This window comes from Roseivivax sp. GX 12232, from assembly GCF_021272185.1.
Classification (GTDB): domain Bacteria; phylum Pseudomonadota; class Alphaproteobacteria; order Rhodobacterales; family Rhodobacteraceae; genus Roseivivax.
This window is the reverse complement of record NZ_JAJSEC010000009.1, coordinates 1-16,379: the sequence shown is the minus strand read 5'-3', so window position 1 is coordinate 16,379 and position 16,379 is coordinate 1. Positions and strand designations below refer to the sequence as shown.

Sequence of the window (16,379 nt, the reverse complement as noted above, 5' to 3'; positions counted from 1 at the left end):
TGTGCTCCCCCGGCGGCCGGATGCCGCCGGGGGCCTGTCTGGCGCGCGCTCGGGCGCGTCGGGGCGGCGGGGCCGCCCGGGCTGGCTCAGGCGGCCAGCGTGATCGCCTTGGCGCGGGTGTAGGCGTCGAGGCCCTCGAGCCCCTTCTCGCGGCCGAACCCGGATTTGCGGTTGCCGCCGAAGGGCAGCTCGATGCCCCCCGCCCAGTAGTCGTTGACCGTGACCTGGCCCGCGTCGATGGCGCGAGCGACGCGCAGGGCGCGGCCCGTATCGCGCGTATAAACCCCTGCATTCAAGGCGAATTCCGTGCCGTTGGCGCGGGCGACGGCCTCTTCCTCACTGGCGAAGCTCTGCACCGCGAGAACCGGGCCGAAAATCTCCTGCAGGACGGCCTCGTCCTCGGGATCGGGCGTGTCGAGGATGGTCGGCTCGAAGAACCAGCCCTGGCCGGTCTCGGGGTCGCTGGTCACCGATCCGCCGGTCAGCACCTCGATGCCGCGCGCGCGGGCGCGGGAGACGAAGCCCGCCACCTTGTCGAGATGCGCGGCGGAGTTGATCGCCCCCATCTCGGGGTTGCGGAGCCCGTGGCCGAGCTTCAGCGCGCGGGCCTTCTTGACGAGGCGCGGCAGCACCGCGTCGCGCAGGCTCTCGTGCAGGATCAGCCGCGAGCCCGCCGAGCAGATCTGCCCGGAGTTCGAGAAGATCGCCCAGAGCGCGCCGTCGGCCACCGCCTCGGGGTCGGCGTCCTCGAAGGCCACGAGCGGCGACTTGCCGCCAAGCTCGAGCGTCAGGCCGGTGACGTTCGGCGCGACCGAGCGCATGACGTTGACGCCGGTCGCGACCGAGCCGGTGAAGGTCACATGGGCGACGCGCGGATCGGCGACCAGCGGCGCGCCGGCCTCGGTGCCGGTGCCGGTGACCACGTTGACCACGCCCGCGGGCAGGCCCGCCTCGATCAGCAGTTCGGCGATCAGGAGCGCGGTGAAGGGTGTCGTCTCGGCCGGTTTCACCACCGCCGAACAGCCCGCCGCCAGCGCCGGGGCGATGCCGCGCACCAGCGTCGAGGTCGGGTAGTTCCAGGGCACGATATGCGCGGTCACGCCGACCGGCTCGCGCAGGGTGAAGGCGGCGGCGTCGGAGCCCAGGTTGACCGAGCGGCCATCGAGCTTGTCGGCGGCCCCGGCGTAATATTCGAACAGCCGCGCCGAGCCGGCGACGTCGCCCCGCGCCTCGTCGAGGCTCTTGCCGCTGTCGAGCGCCTCGACCACGGCCAGACGCTCGGCATGGGCGCGCAGGGTGCGGGCGATCTCGTTGAGGATGCCGCAGCGCTCGGCCGGGCTGCGCCGCGACCAGAGTGCAAAGCCCCGCTGCGCGGAGGCCAGCGCCTGGTCCACGTCCTCGGCCCCGCCGGCGGCGAAGCTGGCGAAGGCGCGGCCCTGGCCCGGGTCGAAGCTCTCCATCGTCGCGCCCGAGGCGGGCGCGGTGAAGGCGCCGTCGATGAAATGGCCCTGCGGCAGATCCGGCAGGGTGCCGGTCTCGAAATAGGTGGTGATCAGCTCCTCGGCGGTCATATGTCAGCCTCGCTTGTCTGATGGGTGGATTGTGCCAGCCAGTCGGGGGCGATCTCGACGCCCCAGCCGGGCGCCTCGGTCACGCGGACCCGGCCCGCGTCGATGGCATAGGGGCTTTCGACGAAGAGCGCGTCCTGCCAGGGGTAGTAGTCCGGCCCCTCGATCGAGAACTCGAGGTAGCGGCCGGGCTGCGGCAGGGCGCGCATGAGATGCATGGTGAACAGCGTCACCAGGGACAGGTTGGCGGCATGGGGCGTCACCGGCAGGCCCGCCGCGGCGCCCATGCGGGCGACTTGCATGGCGCGGGTCATGCCGCCGAGATAGAGGATGTCGGGCTGCAGGATGTCGACCGCGCCGAGCGCGATCATCCGCTGCCAGCTCTCGAGGTCCCAGTCCTGTTCGCCCCCCGCCACGTCGAGGTCGAGCGCGCGGGTGACCTCGGCGGTCTCCTCGAGCTTCCAGTAGCGGCAAGGCTCCTCGAAATGCTCGAAGCCCTCGGCCTCCAGCCGGTGGCCGACCTCGATGGCGCGGGCGGGCGAGAAGCCGGAATTGGCATCGGCCAGGAGCGCGGCATCGGGGCCGAGCGCGCGGCGCATCGCGGGCAGGATCGCCTCGGTGCGGCCCGGCCATTCGTCCACGTCGCGCCCGCATTCGGCGCCCACCCGGACCTTGAAGGCGTCGAAGCCCTGTTCACCCTGGAGCCGCAGCATCCGCTCGGCCTCAGACTCGGGGGTGATGTCGCGCCGCATGGAGGAGGCATAGGCCCGGATCTCGCCCGCCGACCCGCCAAGAAGCGCCGCGACCGGCTGGCCCGCCACCTTGCCGCGCCAGTCCCAGGCGGCGGTGTCGAGCCCCGCCAGCGCGCGCATCAGGTAGGTGCCGGGATACTTGTGCTCGCGCTCGGGGATCTCGTCCACGATCGCTTCCAGCGCATCGACGCCCCGGCCCAGCGCCCAGGGGGCGATCTGGCGGTGGAAGACCTGCGCGGTGATATCGGCGTTATAGGTCGAGACCTGGCCCCAGCCCTGGGCGCCATCCTCGGTGGTCAGCCGCACGAAGCCCACGAGCGGGGTCGAGAAGGTCTCGAGCCGGGTGATGCGCGGGCCGCTGTCCCCGGCGCCGCGCCCGGGCTTCGGGACCGCCCCCGAGGCGGAATAGGGCGTGGATGTCATGTGGCCTCCAGGATCAGCTCGGCGGCGTGATGCGCGGCCATCATGGTCGGCGCATTGGTGTTGCCCGAGGTGATGTTCGGGAAGATCGAGGCGTCGACCACGCGCAGCCCCTCGAAGCCGTGCAGGCGCAGGCGCGGATCGACGACCGAGCTTGCGGGGTCGGCGCCCATCCGGCAGGTGCCGACGGGATGGAAGACGGTGCCGCAGCGGCGGCGGAAGTCCTCGAGGATCTGCTCGCCTTGAAGCTCGCGCAGGTCGGGGTCGAGCGCGCTATCGATCAGCCCCTCAAGCGCCGGGGTCTGCATGATCCGCCGGCAAAGCGTGCCGCCCGCGATGACCGCCGCGCGGTCCTCCTCGGTGGCCAGCGAGTTCGGACGGATGCGCGGCGCCGCCTCGGGGTCGGCCGAGGAAATGTCGATCCGCCCGCGGCTTGTCGGCCGGGTCGGCTGGTAGCCGATGATGAAGCCCGGGAAGGGGTCGGGATTGACCACGTTCCGCGTGCCGCTGGGCGTCGTCGTGTAGCTGACCGGGTTGAAGTAGATCTGCTGGTCCGGCACCGGCGCCTCGGGCGTCGAGCGGAAAAGCCCGCCGCATTGGTTCACCGAGAGCGCCAGCGGCCCGCGCCGGGTCAGCGCGTAACGCAGCGCCGCCAGGGCCTTGCCCCAGAGCGGGCGGAGCTGGTCGTTCAGCGTCGGCTCGTTGGCCTTGAAGTAGTAGTTGAGCCCCAGGTGATCCTGCAGGTTGCCGCCCACATGCGGCGCATCGGCCCGGACCTCGATGCCATGCTCGCGCAGAAGTTGCGCCGGCCCCACGCCCGAAAGCTGCAGGAGCCGCGGCGAGCTGACCGCGCCCGCCGAGAGGATGATCTCGCGCCCCGCCTGCAGCACTTCCTCGTGGCCGTGGTGGCGCAGGTGCACCGACCTGGCGCGGCGGCCCTCGAAGCCGATGCGGGTCACGGTGACGCCGGTGCGCAGGGTGACATTGGCGCGCTTCAGCGCCGGGGCCAGGTAGGCCCGCGCCGCCGAGTGCCGCAGCCCGTCCCGGGTGGTGATCCGGTAGGTGGTCGCGCCCTCGGGGGTGGCGCCATTGCAATCCTCGGTGCGCGGAAGTCCGGCCTCCTCGGCGCCCGCGAAGAAATGCCGGTTCACCTTGTGGATCTGGTCCGAGACGTCCTGGACGTGCAGCGGCCCCTGCCCCTCGCGGCCACCATCGGCGGAGACGCGGGTCTCCATGGCGTCATAGGTGCGGCGGGCGACCTCCCAGCTCCAGCCGGTGGCCCCGGCGGCGGCCCAGTCGTCGAAGTCATGCGGCAGCCCGCGCGCCCAGACCAGCGCGTTGATCGAGCTTGATCCGCCGACCACGCGGCCGCGCGGCCAGTAGTCGCTGCGCCCGCCGAGGCCCGGGTCGGCCTCGCTTTGGTAGCGCCAGTTCATCTCCGGGTGGAAGAAGGTCTTGCCGTAACCGAGCGGCAGCCGCACCCAGGGCGAGCGGTCCCGCCCGCCGGCCTCGAGCACCAGGACGCTGTGCCGCCCCGAGGCGCTGAGCCGCTCGGCCAGCACGCAGCCCGCCGATCCCGCGCCGATGATGATGTAGTCATAGCTTGCCAAACCGGGCCTGCCTTGCCTTCGCCTTTGGCCGCAGGGTGTCAGAACCGGGCCGGAATGCCCTAACGAAAAATAATTCGCAGCAACCTTAAAAAATTTCGCGGCAAGGGCTAGGCTGCCGCCATGTTCGACGAGCTTCCCCCGCTGGGCTGGCTGCGGTCCTTCGAGGCCTCGGCGCGGCTTGGAAATTTCACCCGCGCCGCCGAGGAGTTGAACCTCACGCCCTCGGCGGTGAGCTACCAGGTCCGCGCGCTCGAGGCGCGGCTCGGCCACAAGCTCTTCGAGCGGCGGCGGCGCGCGCTGGTGCTGACGCGGCTGGCGCAATCCTACCTGCCGGTGGTCAGCAAGGCCTTCGTGGACATCGACGCCAGCACCGCGGGGGTCTTCGGGCGCAGCGGCGGCGAGCGGATCACCCTGCGCTGCATGACCTCGCTCAACATGCTCTGGCTGGTGCCGCGGATCGAGAGCTTCCAGGCCCGGCATCCCGACATCACCCTGAGCCTTCTGTCCTCCTCCTGGGCCGAGGGCGGCGACAGCGCGCTGATCGACCTCGACATCCGCTTCGGCGAGGGGCTCTGGTCCGACGGCGAGGTCATCCCGCTGATGCGCCACGCCGTGCAGCCGGTCTGCGCGCCGGGCCTCGCGGGCGGGCTGGTGTCGCTGGAGACGGGCCGGCTGATCGAGATGGCGGGGGTCGTCGACACCTGGCAGCATTTCTTCGGGATGCACCTCGAAGGTGTCGCCCCGCCCCTGCCCCGCTACGTGGTCGACACCTCGCTGGTGGCGCTGGACCTGGCCGAGCGCGGCCTCGGCCATGCGCTGGTCGCCGATACCTTCGCGCGGCCCTATCTCGACGCCGGGCGGCTGGTGCGCTCCTGCCCCGCCGAGCTCGAGGCGCGGCACGGGCATTTCATCGTGGTGCCCCCCAGCGCCGACCGGAACCGCTACGGGATGCGGGCGATCATCGACTGGCTGCGCGAGATCGCGGCGGAGCCGTGAGAGGGTTTGCGGCGCGCCGGGGTGGTCAGCGTCGCGAGATGCCTTTGACGCGCCCGCCGCGCGCCGTCTTCGGCGACCTGTCGCCCGACGCCCTCTTGCGAATGCGGCCTCTCGACCCGAAGTTCTTCGGGACGACGCCGCTGCCGCGCCTCGACGGCTTCGACGCGATGAAACCCCGCGCGGGCACCCTCGCCCGCCTCGACGCCCATCTTGCCCATGCCCTCGCGGAGGACGCCCATGTCGCGGCCTGACATCCTGCTTTACACCGCCAACACGATGAACGGCTGGAAGCCCCTGATCTTCCTGCACGAAGCCGGGATCGACTACGAGCTCGCGCCAGTGGACTTCGGCAAGAAGGAGCAGAAGGCGCCGGAGTATCTCAAGCTCAACCCCAACGGCCGCATCCCGTCCATCGTCGACCGCGGCGCGGAGGATTTCGCCGTCTTCGAAAGCGGCGCGATCCTCTGGTACCTGGCCGAGAAATACGACCGCTTCCTGAGCCACGACCCCAAGGAACGCTCGGAAACCATGCAATGGCTGATGTTCCAGATGGGCGGCATCGGCCCGATGATGGGCCAGGCGATGTTCTTTCAGCGCATCGCCAAACCCAACGGCGACGAGGTGCCCTATGCCATCAACCGCTACGTGACCGAGAGCCGCCGCCTGCTCGAGGTGCTGGACACCCGGCTCGCAGGCCGCGACTGGCTGGTGGGCGAGGCGCTCTCGATCGCCGATATCGCCACCTATCCCTGGGCGCGCAGCCATTTCTGGGCCACGGTCAGCGTCGAAGGGTTGCCGCATCTGCAGGCCTGGTTCGACCGGCTCGACGCCATGCCCCGGGTGCAGGAGGCGCTGCAGCTGCCCGAACCCCGGCCCTCGGCCTTCGGAGAGGGCGACGTGGCCCGGGCGGCCAAGGAAAACGCCGCGCGGTTCCGGTGAGCCGGACCGCGATCCCTGCCAATAGGGCGGCGCTCGCCTGAGGCGCGCCCTGCCCCGTCCCAAGATTCTGGAGAGACCCCATGCCTGACCCCATCCGCGTCGATATCGTCTCCGACGTCGTCTGCCCCTGGTGCGTGATCGGCTATTCGCAGCTCGCCCGCGCCGCCGAGGAGACCGGCTTCGAGATCGAGGTGCAGTGGCACCCCTTCGAGCTGAACCCGCAGATGCCGTCCGAGGGCCAGAACCTGCGCGCGCATCTGGCCGAGAAATACGGCACCTCGCCCGAGGACTCCGCCCGGGCCCGCGACCGGCTGACCGAGATGGGCGCGGCGCTCGGCTTCACCTTCAACTACGCCGAGGACATGCGCATGGTGAACACCTTCCGCGCGCATCAGCTCATCGACTGGGCCACCGGCGAGGGCCGCGGCCACGAGATGAACATGGCGCTTTTCGAGGCGTTCTTCACCCGCCGCGAGAACCTCGACGATGCGCAGGTGCTGGCCGATGAGGCCGCCGCCATCGGGCTCGACCGCGCGGCGGCGCTGGCGGTCCTCGAAAGCGGCGAGCTGGCCGACCTGGTGCGCCAGAAAGAGCAGTTCTGGACCGCGCGCGGCATCTCCGGCGTGCCCGCGATGATCTTCGCCCGCAAGCACCTGGTCACCGGCGCCCAGGGCGAGGAGAACTACGCCAAGATCCTGCACCACCTGGCCGAGGACGCGGCGGCTTGAGGGGGCGACAGCCTCTGCGACAAGCGCTCCGGTCGGACCGGCGTGCTTCCCGTGCGGAGGCTGATCCTCACCGGCCCCCGTTTCAGGGAACGAGCGCCGGATCTCGCGCGGCGGGGCCCTCGGCTACCGTGCCCCGGCGGCGCGCAATGCCCCCCTTCTGCGCTACGCCCGCGACGTAGACCTCCGCCACGGCGCGGTCGTCGCCCAGGATCTGCAGCGCAAACAGCTCTTCCGACAGGCTGGTCGCCCGCGCGCTGCGCAGCGCCAGCGCCGGGGTTGCGTGGCTGTCGAGCACCACGAGGTCGGCCTCCGTTCCGGGCGCGAGCGTGCCGATCCGGTCCGACAGGCCCAGCACCTCGGCGTTGCCGCGGGTGATCCAGTCGAAGGCGGCCAGCGGGTGCAGTTTCTGGCCGCGGAGCTGCAGCACCTTGTAGGCCTCGGCGAGCGTGGTCAGCATCGAATAGCTCGTGCCGGCGCCCACATCCGTGGCCACGCCCGGGGTGATCCCGCGCGCCCGCAGGCCCGCGTCGTCGAAAAGCCCGCTGCCGAGGAACAGGTTCGAGGTTGGACAGAAGACCGGCGTCGCGCCGCGCTCGGCCAGGAGGTCGATCTCGCGCGGCTCGAGGTGGATGGCATGACCGAGAAGCGTGTTCTGCCGCACCAGCCCATGCGCCTCGTAGACGCCGAGGTAGTCCGGGGCCTCGGGGAAAAGCGCGCGGGTCGCCGCGATCTCGTCGAGGTTCTCGGAGAGATGCGTCTGGATGGGACAGCCCGGATGCTCCGCCGCCAGGGCGCCCGCGGCCTCGAGCTGTTCCGGCGTCGATGTCAGCGCGAAGCGCGGCGAGATGACATAGCCCGCCCGGCCCCTGCCGTCCCAGCGCTCGATCAGCGCGCGGCTTTCGTCGTAGCCGCTCTGCGCGGTGTCGCGGAGGCCCTCGGGGGCATTGCGGTCCATCATCACCTTGCCGCCCAGCATCCGCATGCCGCGCCGCTCGGCCTCGGCGAAATAGGCCTCGGCGGAAGCGGGATGGACCGAGCAGAAGGCCACCGCCGTGGTGGTGCCATGCGACAGGATGAGGTCGTAGAACTCCGACGCCATCGCCGCGGCATGGTCGGGGTCGCCGTAGCGCAGCTCGGCGGGGAAGGTGTAGCCGTTCAGCCAGTCGAGAAGCTGCGCCCCCCAGGAGGCGATCATCTCGATCTGGGGAAAATGGATGTGGGTGTCGATGAAGCCCGGCAGGATCAGATGCGGGCGGTGATCGGTCACCGGCAGCGCGGGCGCTTCGGCGCGCACTTGGTCCCAGTCCCCGCAGGCGGTGATCCGGCCATCCGAAAGCCGCAAAGCGCCGTCCTCGAGATAGGTGTAGGCCGCGTGGTCCTCGGGGCCTTCCGGCGCGCGGTGGAAGCTCAGAAGGCGGCCGCGGATGATCTGGTCGGTCTGTGTCATCGTCTCTCTTGCCTCGTTCTGCGGACGGGCGCGGGGGGCGCCCGTCCGGCCGTGTTTCATTCGCCGGGCTGCATTCCGACCGGGTCGACCGGGTCAGAGGGTTCGCCGGCGCTCTCCTGCCGGTGGAAGACCGGGTAGATCGCCAGGAAGGCCGCCGCCATCAGGTAGCCCATCGCCACCGGCGTCGGCTCGGGCCATTGCAGGCCGGCGGCGTGGATCACCCCGAAGGCCGACATCACCGAGGCCGCGAAGGCAAACCCGGCGGAGGTGCGGAAGTGCCCGTCGATCACGCTGGCGACGATGGCGCCCCAGATCAGCCCGGTCAGGATCGCGCCCTGGCTCAGCAGCAGGTGCCCCTGGTAATGCGCGCCCTGGGTCATCAGCTCGGCGGTCAGCGCCGCGTCGCCCAGCACCGGCAGCCCCTCGACGCCCGAGGCGCCGAGCGCGCTCATCATCGAGTTCCACTTGGTCACCAGGAAGCTCGAGATATGCGGCATCATCGCGATGCTCACTGCGGCGATATGCGAGGGCTTCACCGATTGCGCGGTATTGGTGATCAGGCTCAGCGCCACGAAGACCAGCACCGGCGCGGCGGCGGCGGCGGGGATCAGCCCGTTGAGGAAGGCCAGGAGCCCGGTGAAGGCCGCCAGCGGGATCACCGTGCCCACGCCGATCACATAGCCCGCATGGGCGCCCATGCGCTTGTAGGCGGGATGGCCGATATAGGCCGTCGTCGGGAAGGGCGAGCCGAAGAGCGCGCCGACCATGGTCCCGGCGCCGTCGGTCACCTGGCAGAGCCCCACCGGGTAGCTGTCGCCCACCGCCTCGGCGCTCTCGACGTTGTTCATGGTCTCGATGAAGTTGTAGATCTGCACCGGCACCAGGACGAGGAAGAGCTCGGGGTTGGCGAAGAGGTGCTGGATGCCCGCCACGAGGTCGCCCAGGTAGGGCATGGGCAGGTAGACCCCGACGGTCGAGACATCGATCTCGGACTTGCCGAGCGCCAGCGCCACCAGCGTGCCCGCGACCAGCGCCAGAAGGCCCGCCGGCACGTTGCCCGGCAGGCGGAAGCGCCCGACGAGGCCCCAGAGGATGATGATCATCGAGGCGAAGCCGACGTAGGGGTCCTCGAAGACCGTGGCGAGCGGCACGGTGCCGATGAAGACCAGCGCGATCCCGCAGAGCGTGCCGAGCATGCCGGCGCGCGGAGTCACGCGCTTCAGCCAGGGCCCGACCAGCGCGCCCATGGCCGCCACGATGCCGCCGATGAAGCCCGCGCCGATGCCGACCTGCCAGGCCAGGAGCGGATCCTCGGTGGCCCAGTAGATCGGCCCGATGACCCCGAAGAGATAGACGAACATCACCGGCGTCGAGATGCCGTAGGGCAGCGCGGTCACGTCGCGGCCGGTGCGCGCGGCGGTGCGTTTGGCGAGCCAGACGTAGACCGCGACCCCGGCGATGATGGCCATGGCAGCGCCCGGCAGGATGCGCCCGAAAACGATCTCCGAGGGCATGCCGAAGACGAAGCGGCAGATCCCCGAAAGCACGATCAGATTGACCAGGTTGTCGGTAAATAGCGCCCAGAAGGCACTGAAATCGCTGCGTGAAAATAGCCTGTAGCTAGAGTGTCCGGTGTCCATGTCAGGTCTCCTCCCTGGGTGGTTGCGCCTTGGTCTCTCCCGCCGGCCCTCAGCCGTGCGGGTCCTCCCGGACCGCGGCGCGGGGCCGTTCCATGCTGTCGCATGGGGTGGGGTGTCGCGGCGCGCGGGCCGCGGTGTCTTCCCGGGTCAGCGCGCCCATCACCTCGGCGGTGACGCAGGCGGCGATGATCTCGGGGCGTTTGTCGCGGCTCAGGCCCGCGCCGATCGGGCAGGTCAGCCCCTCGGTCGAGCGCGCCTCGCCGGTCTGGCGCACCCAGCGGTCGAATTTCGCCCGTTTGGTTCGGGATCCGATCAGCCCGACATATCCCGCGTCGCCCCGCGCCAGCGCCGCGTCGGTGACCAGGAAATCGAGCCCGTGATCATGCGTGGCGACCACGAAGGCCGCGCCCGGAGCGGCGGCTTCGACCAGCGCCTCGGGCAGGACGGCGAGCCGCGTCTCGACCTGGGCGGAGCAGAGCGCCAGTTCCTCGGGGCGCATGTCCACCAGAACGGTGCGCACCGGCATGTGCTGCATCAGATCCGCCAGCGCCCGGCCGACATGGCCCGCGCCGAAGATGAAGACCTCGGGCCAGGCCGCGCGGGCCCGGGCCGCGCGGTCGCAGGCGGCGCGCCGGTCGCCCCGGCCCATGCGGGTCAGGGTGATCTCCACGCGCCCGCCGCAGCACTGGCCGATCTCCGGGCCGAGCGGCAGGTCCATCCGGTCCGAAAGCACCCCGGTCTCGAGCATCTCGCGGGCGCGGGCGACGGCCATATATTCGAGCCGCCCGCCGCCGATGGTGCCGTGCAGGTCCTCGGACGCCACGAAGATCGCGGCCCCGGCCTCGCGCGGGGAGGACCCGCGCACCCGGTCGAGCGCGACGCGCACCACCGCGCCCTGGGCCGCGAGGAAGTCCTCCAGCGGTCTCATGCCCCCTGCCCCTTCAGCCGCTCCACCGCCATGAGCACGCGCTCGGGCGTGGCCGGCGTGTCGAGGCGCGGGCAAGTCCGGTAGTCGGCGACGCTCGCCACCGCCATGGACAGCGCCTCGAGGACCGAGATGCCGAGCATGAAGGGCGGCTCGCCCACGGCCTTGGAGCGCTTGATGGTGCGCTCGGCGTTGGCGTTCCAGCTGACGAGATCGACGTTGAAGATCCGCGGCGCATCCGAGGCCAGCGGGATCTTGTAGGTCGAGGGCGCGTGCGTGCGAAGCCGCCCGGCCTCGTCCCACCAGAGCTCCTCGGTGGTCAGCCAGCCCATGCCCTGGACGAAGGCGCCCTCCACCTGGCCGCGGTCGAGATCCGGGTTCAGCGAGCGGCCGACGTCGTGCAGAAGGTCGGTCCTGAGCACCCGGTATTCGCCGGTCAGCGTGTCGATCTCGACCTCGGAACAGGCCGCGCCATAGGCGTAGTAGTAGAACGGCCGCCCGGTGCCGCTGGCGCGGTCCCAGTGGATGTCCGGGGTCTTGTAGAAGCCCGCCGCGGAAAGCTGCACGCGCGCCATGTAGGCCTGTTTCACGAAAGCCGCGAAGGGCACCACTTCGTCGCCGATGGCGACTGCGTTCGGCAGGAAGCGCACGGCGTCCGCGGCAACCCCGCGGCTCTCGCAGGCGAAGCCCACCAGCCGCGCCTTGATCTGCTCGGCGGCATCGAGCGCCGCCATGCCGTTCAGGTCCGAGCCCGAGGAGGCCGCCGTGGCCGAGGTGTTCGGCACCTTCTCGGTGGTCGTCGCGGTGATGCGGATCGTGTCGATGTCGACCTGGAAGGCGTCGGCCACCACCTGCGCCACCTTGGTGTTGAGGCCCTGCCCCATCTCGGTGCCGCCGTGGTTCAGGTGGATCGAGCCGTCGTTGTAGACGTGGATCAGCGCGCCCGCCTGGTTGAAATGCGTGGCGGTGAAGGAGATGCCGAACTTCACCGGCGTCAGCGCGATGCCGCGCCGGATCACCGGGTTCTCGCGGTTGAAGGCGAGGATCTCCGCGCGCCGCGCGCGGTAATCGGCGCTGGTCTCGAGCTCCTCCACCAGCCGCAGGATCACGTTGTCGGTGACCTCTTGGTGGTAGGGGGTGAGATCGCGGCCCTTGCGGTAGAAGTTCGCCTTGCGCACGTCGAGCGGGTCGCGGCCGAGGGCGTAGGCGATCTCTTCGATCATGCGCTCGGCGGCGACGACGCCCTGCGGGCCGCCGAAGCCGCGGAAGGCGGTATTGGAGACCGTGTTGGTCTTCATCGGCCGGCTCTGAAGCCGCACGTGCGGGTAAAAGTAGGCGTTGTCGGCGTGGAACAGCGCCCGGTCGGTCACCGGACCCGAGAGGTCGGCGGAGAAGCCGCAGCGCGCCGCGAAGCTGCCCTCGACCGCCGCGATCACGCCGTCACCGTCGAAGGCCACGTCGTAGTCCACGACGAAGTCGTGGCGCTTGCCGGTGGCGGTCATGTCCTGGTCGCGATCGGGGCGAATCTTCACCGGCCGGTCGAGCCGCTTGGCGGCCACCGCGGCGACCGCGGCGAAGAGGTTCATCTGGCTTTCCTTGCCGCCGAAGCCGCCGCCCATGCGCCGGACCTGCACGACCACTGCGTTCGACGGCACGCCGAGGACGTGGGCGACCATGTGCTGCGCCTCGCTCGGGTGCTGGGTCGAGCAATGCACCGTGACGGTGTCGTCCTCGCCGGGCACCGCGAAGGAGATCTGGCCTTCGAGATACATGTGGTCCTGCCCGCCGATGCGGACCCGACCGGCAAGCCGATGCGCGGCCCCCTCCCGGCCCTCGGCCAGCTCGCCGCGCTTCAAGGTCAGCGGTTCGGTCACATGCGGGTAGCCCGCCGCGATGGCGGCCTCGGGGTCGAGCGCATGCGGCAGCACCTCGACCTCGACCTTGGCCAGCGTCGCGGCGCGGCGCGCGGCATCGCGGCTCTCGGCGATCACCGCGAAGAGCGGCTGGCCGTGGTACTGGATCAGGTCCTCGGGGAAGACCGGGTCGTCGTGCTTTCCGGTCGGGCTCACGTCGTTCTCGCCGGGGATCTCGGCGGCGGTCAGCACGTCCACCACGCCGGGGGCCGCGCGCACGGCTGCGAGGTCCATCGACAGGATGCGCCCGTGGGCCACCTCCGAGACGCCGAGGTAGGCGTGCAGCGTGCCCGCCGGCTCGGCGATGTCGTCGGTGTAGGCGGCGCGGCCGGTGACGTGGTTGGCGGCGCTGTCGTGGGTGAGGCTGCTGTGCACGGCGCCGCGGATCGGCGCGAAACTCTCGTCGCCCCGGATCGGCGCGCGGATGGTCTTCATGTCGGTCATCGGGTCCCCTCCCCTCAGGCGCTCAAACGGACGCGGGCCGCGGCCCCGTCGGCATGCTCGAGATGGAAGCGGCGCAGGAGGTTCTGCGCCGCCAGCGCGCGGTATTCGGCCGAGGCGCGCCAGTCGGTCAGCGGCTGGTAATCCTGCGCCAGTGCCTTGGCCGCCGCCTCGAAGGCGGCTGCGCCGAAGGGCTGGCCCAACAGCGCCGCCTCGGGTCCGGGCGCCCGGCGCGGCGTCGCCGCCATGCCGCCGAAGGCGATCCGCGCGTCGGTGATGATCCCGTCCGCCACCGTCACGCTGATGCCCGCGGCGAGCGCCGAGATGTCCTCGTCGCGCCGCTTCGAGACCTTGTAGGCGGCGTCGCGCTGGCCCGTCGCGGGGCGCGGCACGCGGATGCTCTCGACGAACTCGCCGGGGGCGCGGTCCTGCTTGCCGTAGTCGATGAAGAAGTCCTCGAGCGGCAGCGTCCGCCGCGCCTGCCCGTGCCGCAGCGTGACCGTGGCACCCAGCGCGATCAGCACGCAGGGCGTGTCGCCGATCGGCGAGCCATTGGCGATATTGCCGCCGATGGTGCCCATGTTGCGCACCTGCCAGCCGGCGATGCGGGCCCAATAGGGCGCGAGATGCGGGACATGTTCCGCGATCACCGGCTCGAGGCCGGAATAGCTGACGCCGGCGCCGATCTCGATGGCGTCCTCCTCGACCGCGATCTGTCGCAGCCCGTCGAGATGGCCGATGAAGACCGCCGGGCCGATGGGCTTCAGGAACTTCGTGACCCAGAGGCCTACGTCGGTGGCCCCGGCGATCACCGTGGCCTCGGGCAGTTCGGCCAGGACCTCGGCCAGGTCGTCGACCGAGCCCGGCAGGATCGCACGGTTCTTCTCGGGCCCGCTGACCACGCGCCGCCCGTCGCGCATGGCCCGGAGCCGCGCCTCAATGGCCGCGCGCTCTTGCGCGATCGGGTCGTTTTCCGGCGTGCCGTAGCCATGGACCGCCTGCGCCGCGCGCAGGATCGGCGCGTAGCCGGTGCAGCGACAGAGGTTGCCCTGCAGCGCGGTCTCGATCTCCTCGGTCGTGGGCCGCGGCGAGGCCATCCAGAGCGCGTAGAGCGACATGACGATGCCCGGCGTGCAGAAGCCGCACTGGCTGCCGTGGTGATCGACCATGGCCTGCTGCACCGGGTGCAGCGCGCCGCCGCGCGGCGAGAGATGCTCGACCGTGACCACATGGCAGCCGTCCACCGAGGCGAGGAAGCGAATGCAGGCGTTCACCGTCTCGTAGCGCAGCGCCCCGTCCTGCAAGCGGCCCACCAGCACGGTGCAGGCGCCGCAGTCGCCCTCGGCGCAGCCTTCCTTGGTGCCGGTCAGCCGCCGCGCCAGGCGCAGGTGGTCCAGAAGCGTGTCGGACGCGCCGACACCCTCGAGCACGACCTCGCGGTCGTTCAGCAGGAAACGGATCTCCGTGCGATGCGCCATGGCTCTCCCCCGTCGCGGATCTGTGGAATCTGCGGCAGACCATACGCCCGGAGCACCCCGACCGATAACAGAGCCAATCGGCAAATTCTTTCAACGAAGTGTTGAAAATGCCCCCGCCGGGGGATCTGCTAGAAGGGCCTTGCCAGACCGGCCTGAGAGGGAGGGCCCGATGCCTTACGTGGAAAGCCTGCGCGTCTTCGCCCGGGTGGTGGAGCTGGGCAGCATCACCTCGGGCGGCCGCGACCTGCGGCTCACCCCGGCGGTGGCCAGCAAGCGGATCAAGGAGCTCGAACAGAAGCTCGGCGTGCGGCTTTTCAACCGCACCACGCGCTCGCTTACCCCGACCGAGGTCGGCCGGGTCTTCTACGAGGAGGCCAAGGAGGTGCTCGAACGGCTCGACCGCGCCGAGGCCGCGGTGGCGAATTACTCGCAGACCCCGCGCGGGGCGATCCGCGTCAGCGCCCCGCTGGGCATCGGGCGGCGGCTGGTGGCGCCCCTGGTGCCGGAGTTCACCGACGCCTACCCCGAGACGCAGGTGCGCATGCGGCTTTCCGACCGCCGCGTCGACATCCTGGGCGAGGAGATGGACGTGGCCTTCTTTCTCGGCAATCCGCGCGATTCCAACCTGAAGATGCGCAAGATCGCCGACTGCCCGCGGGTGCTGGTGGCCGCGCCCTCCTATCTGGAGCGTCACGGAAGCCCGCGGCGGCCCGACGACCTCCTGGGCGGGGCGCACAACTGCCTGCTGCTGCGCTATCCGCGCTCGCCCGAGTATTACTGGGTGCTGAACACGCCGGAGGGGCCGCGCAAGCTCGACGTGGCGGGCCGCTACGACGCCGACGACGGCGACATCCTGACCGACTGGGCGCTGGCTGGGCGGGGCATCGCGATGAAGCCGCGCTTCGACGTGGCCGGGCATCTCGACAGCGGGGCGCTGGTCGAGGTGCTGCCCGACTATCCGCCGCCGCCCGCGCTGTTCGGGTGCCTCTATCCGCACAAGCAGCTGCAGGACACCAAGCTGCGGCTTTTTATCGATTTCATGCAGGAGGCGGGGAAGCGGCGGCTCACTGGGTGAGCGGCCCGGGACGGGACGTGATGGTGCGCTCCGATCCGCGCTCAGCCCGCCAGCCGCGCCCCCCAGAGCAGCGCAAAACCCAGGCACAACCAGGGGCCGAAGGCCAGCTCCGCCCCCCGCCCCTCACGCCGGAAAAGCGCGGCGGCCAGGCCGCCGAGCGAGGCGATCAGCAAGAGGCTCGGCAAGGCCTGCCAGCCGAGCCAGGCGCCCGCCCCTGCGAAGAGCTTCGCATCGCCCAGCCCGAGGCCCTCGCGCCCGTGGCGTGCGAAAAACCACGCCCCGATTGCCCAGAAAACCGCGAAGCCGCCCCCCGCGCCCAGCACCGCTGCGCGCAGCTCCAGCCCGGGCGTGAGCGCCGCCAGCGCGAGGCCCGCCGCGAGTAGCGGCAGGGTGACCGCATCCGGCAGCCGGCGGTCGGCCAGATCGCGCCAGGCAAGATACCCGAGC

The 16,379-nt window shown here is 70.9% G+C and carries 14 protein-coding genes; 5 read left to right on the top strand and 9 right to left on the bottom strand.

What is annotated here, in order from left to right; translation table 11 throughout:
• Positions 1 to 86 precede the first annotated feature (86 nt).
• From LR948_RS14630 to LR948_RS14620, 3 genes are read right to left on the bottom strand one after another with little or no spacing between them, the layout of a single operon-like run.
• Positions 87 to 1,571, bottom strand: coding sequence for an aldehyde dehydrogenase family protein (locus tag LR948_RS14630; protein WP_232754822.1), 1,485 nt, complete (start codon positions 1,569 to 1,571; stop codon positions 87 to 89).
• On the bottom strand, positions 1,568 to 2,743 hold the full coding sequence (locus LR948_RS14625; RefSeq protein WP_232754821.1) for a mandelate racemase/muconate lactonizing enzyme family protein: 1,176 nt from the start codon (positions 2,741 to 2,743) through the stop codon (positions 1,568 to 1,570). Before LR948_RS14625 ends, LR948_RS14630 begins: the two co-directional genes overlap by 4 nt.
• Positions 2,740 to 4,350 carry a GMC family oxidoreductase gene (locus LR948_RS14620; RefSeq protein WP_232754820.1) on the bottom strand — a complete coding sequence of 537 codons (1,611 nt, stop codon included), beginning with the start codon at positions 4,348 to 4,350 and terminating at the stop codon, positions 2,740 to 2,742. Before LR948_RS14620 ends, LR948_RS14625 begins: the two co-directional genes overlap by 4 nt.
• Positions 4,351 to 4,470: 120 nt before the next feature.
• Between LR948_RS14620 and LR948_RS14615 the strand changes: the two genes are divergently transcribed.
• The 4 genes from LR948_RS14615 (at position 4,471) to LR948_RS14600 (ending at position 7,013) form a co-directional block, all read left to right on the top strand.
• The gene (locus LR948_RS14615) at positions 4,471 to 5,346 is read left to right on the top strand and encodes a LysR substrate-binding domain-containing protein (RefSeq protein WP_232754819.1); all 876 of its coding nucleotides are present in this window, start codon (positions 4,471 to 4,473) and stop codon (positions 5,344 to 5,346) included.
• A gap of 38 nt (positions 5,347 to 5,384) precedes the next feature.
• On the top strand, positions 5,385 to 5,597 hold the full coding sequence (locus LR948_RS14610; RefSeq protein ID WP_232754818.1) for a hypothetical protein: 213 nt from the start codon (positions 5,385 to 5,387) through the stop codon (positions 5,595 to 5,597).
• The gene (locus tag LR948_RS14605; RefSeq protein WP_232754817.1) at positions 5,584 to 6,285 is read left to right on the top strand and encodes a glutathione S-transferase family protein; all 702 of its coding nucleotides are present in this window, start codon (positions 5,584 to 5,586) and stop codon (positions 6,283 to 6,285) included. The genes LR948_RS14610 and LR948_RS14605 overlap by 14 nt, the downstream gene beginning before the upstream one ends.
• Positions 6,286 to 6,365: 80 nt before the next feature.
• Positions 6,366 to 7,013, top strand: coding sequence for a DsbA family oxidoreductase (locus LR948_RS14600; protein ID WP_232754816.1), 648 nt, complete (start codon positions 6,366 to 6,368; stop codon positions 7,011 to 7,013).
• 82 nt (positions 7,014 to 7,095) lie between these two features.
• Here LR948_RS14600 and guaD read toward each other — a convergent pair whose 3' ends face one another.
• Genes guaD through xdhA form a run of 5 tightly spaced genes read right to left on the bottom strand, consistent with a single transcriptional unit; the run spans position 7,096 to position 14,857 of the window.
• Positions 7,096 to 8,460 (bottom strand): guanine deaminase, encoded by a 1,365-nt coding sequence (gene guaD, locus LR948_RS14595; protein ID WP_232754815.1) that lies wholly within the window; start codon positions 8,458 to 8,460, stop codon positions 7,096 to 7,098.
• A 56-nt stretch (positions 8,461 to 8,516) separates the two neighbouring features.
• Positions 8,517 to 10,100 carry a xanthine/uracil/vitamin C permease gene (locus LR948_RS14590; RefSeq protein WP_232754814.1) on the bottom strand — a complete coding sequence of 528 codons (1,584 nt, stop codon included), beginning with the start codon at positions 10,098 to 10,100 and terminating at the stop codon, positions 8,517 to 8,519.
• A gap of 49 nt (positions 10,101 to 10,149) precedes the next feature.
• Positions 10,150 to 11,028: a xanthine dehydrogenase accessory protein XdhC gene (gene xdhC / locus LR948_RS14585; RefSeq protein ID WP_232754813.1), complete on the bottom strand. Its 879-nt coding sequence runs from the start codon at positions 11,026 to 11,028 to the stop codon at positions 10,150 to 10,152.
• Entirely contained in the window at positions 11,025 to 13,373 is a 2,349-nt protein-coding gene (xdhB, locus tag LR948_RS14580; protein ID WP_370634981.1) for a xanthine dehydrogenase molybdopterin binding subunit, read from the bottom strand. The genes xdhC and xdhB overlap by 4 nt, the downstream gene beginning before the upstream one ends.
• A 23-nt stretch (positions 13,374 to 13,396) precedes the next feature.
• Positions 13,397 to 14,857: a xanthine dehydrogenase small subunit gene (gene xdhA, locus LR948_RS14575; protein WP_232754811.1), complete on the bottom strand. Its 1,461-nt coding sequence runs from the start codon at positions 14,855 to 14,857 to the stop codon at positions 13,397 to 13,399.
• Positions 14,858 to 15,026: 169 nt separating this feature from the next.
• Here xdhA and LR948_RS14570 point away from each other — a divergent pair, with 169 nt between their 5' ends.
• Positions 15,027 to 15,932, top strand: coding sequence for a LysR family transcriptional regulator (locus LR948_RS14570; protein WP_232754810.1), 906 nt, complete (start codon positions 15,027 to 15,029; stop codon positions 15,930 to 15,932).
• Between the two features lie 41 nt (positions 15,933 to 15,973).
• Here LR948_RS14570 and LR948_RS14565 read toward each other — a convergent pair.
• Positions 15,974 to 16,379 (bottom strand): A24 family peptidase (locus tag LR948_RS14565; RefSeq protein WP_232754809.1); only part of this gene is annotated, 406 nt, incomplete at its 5' end.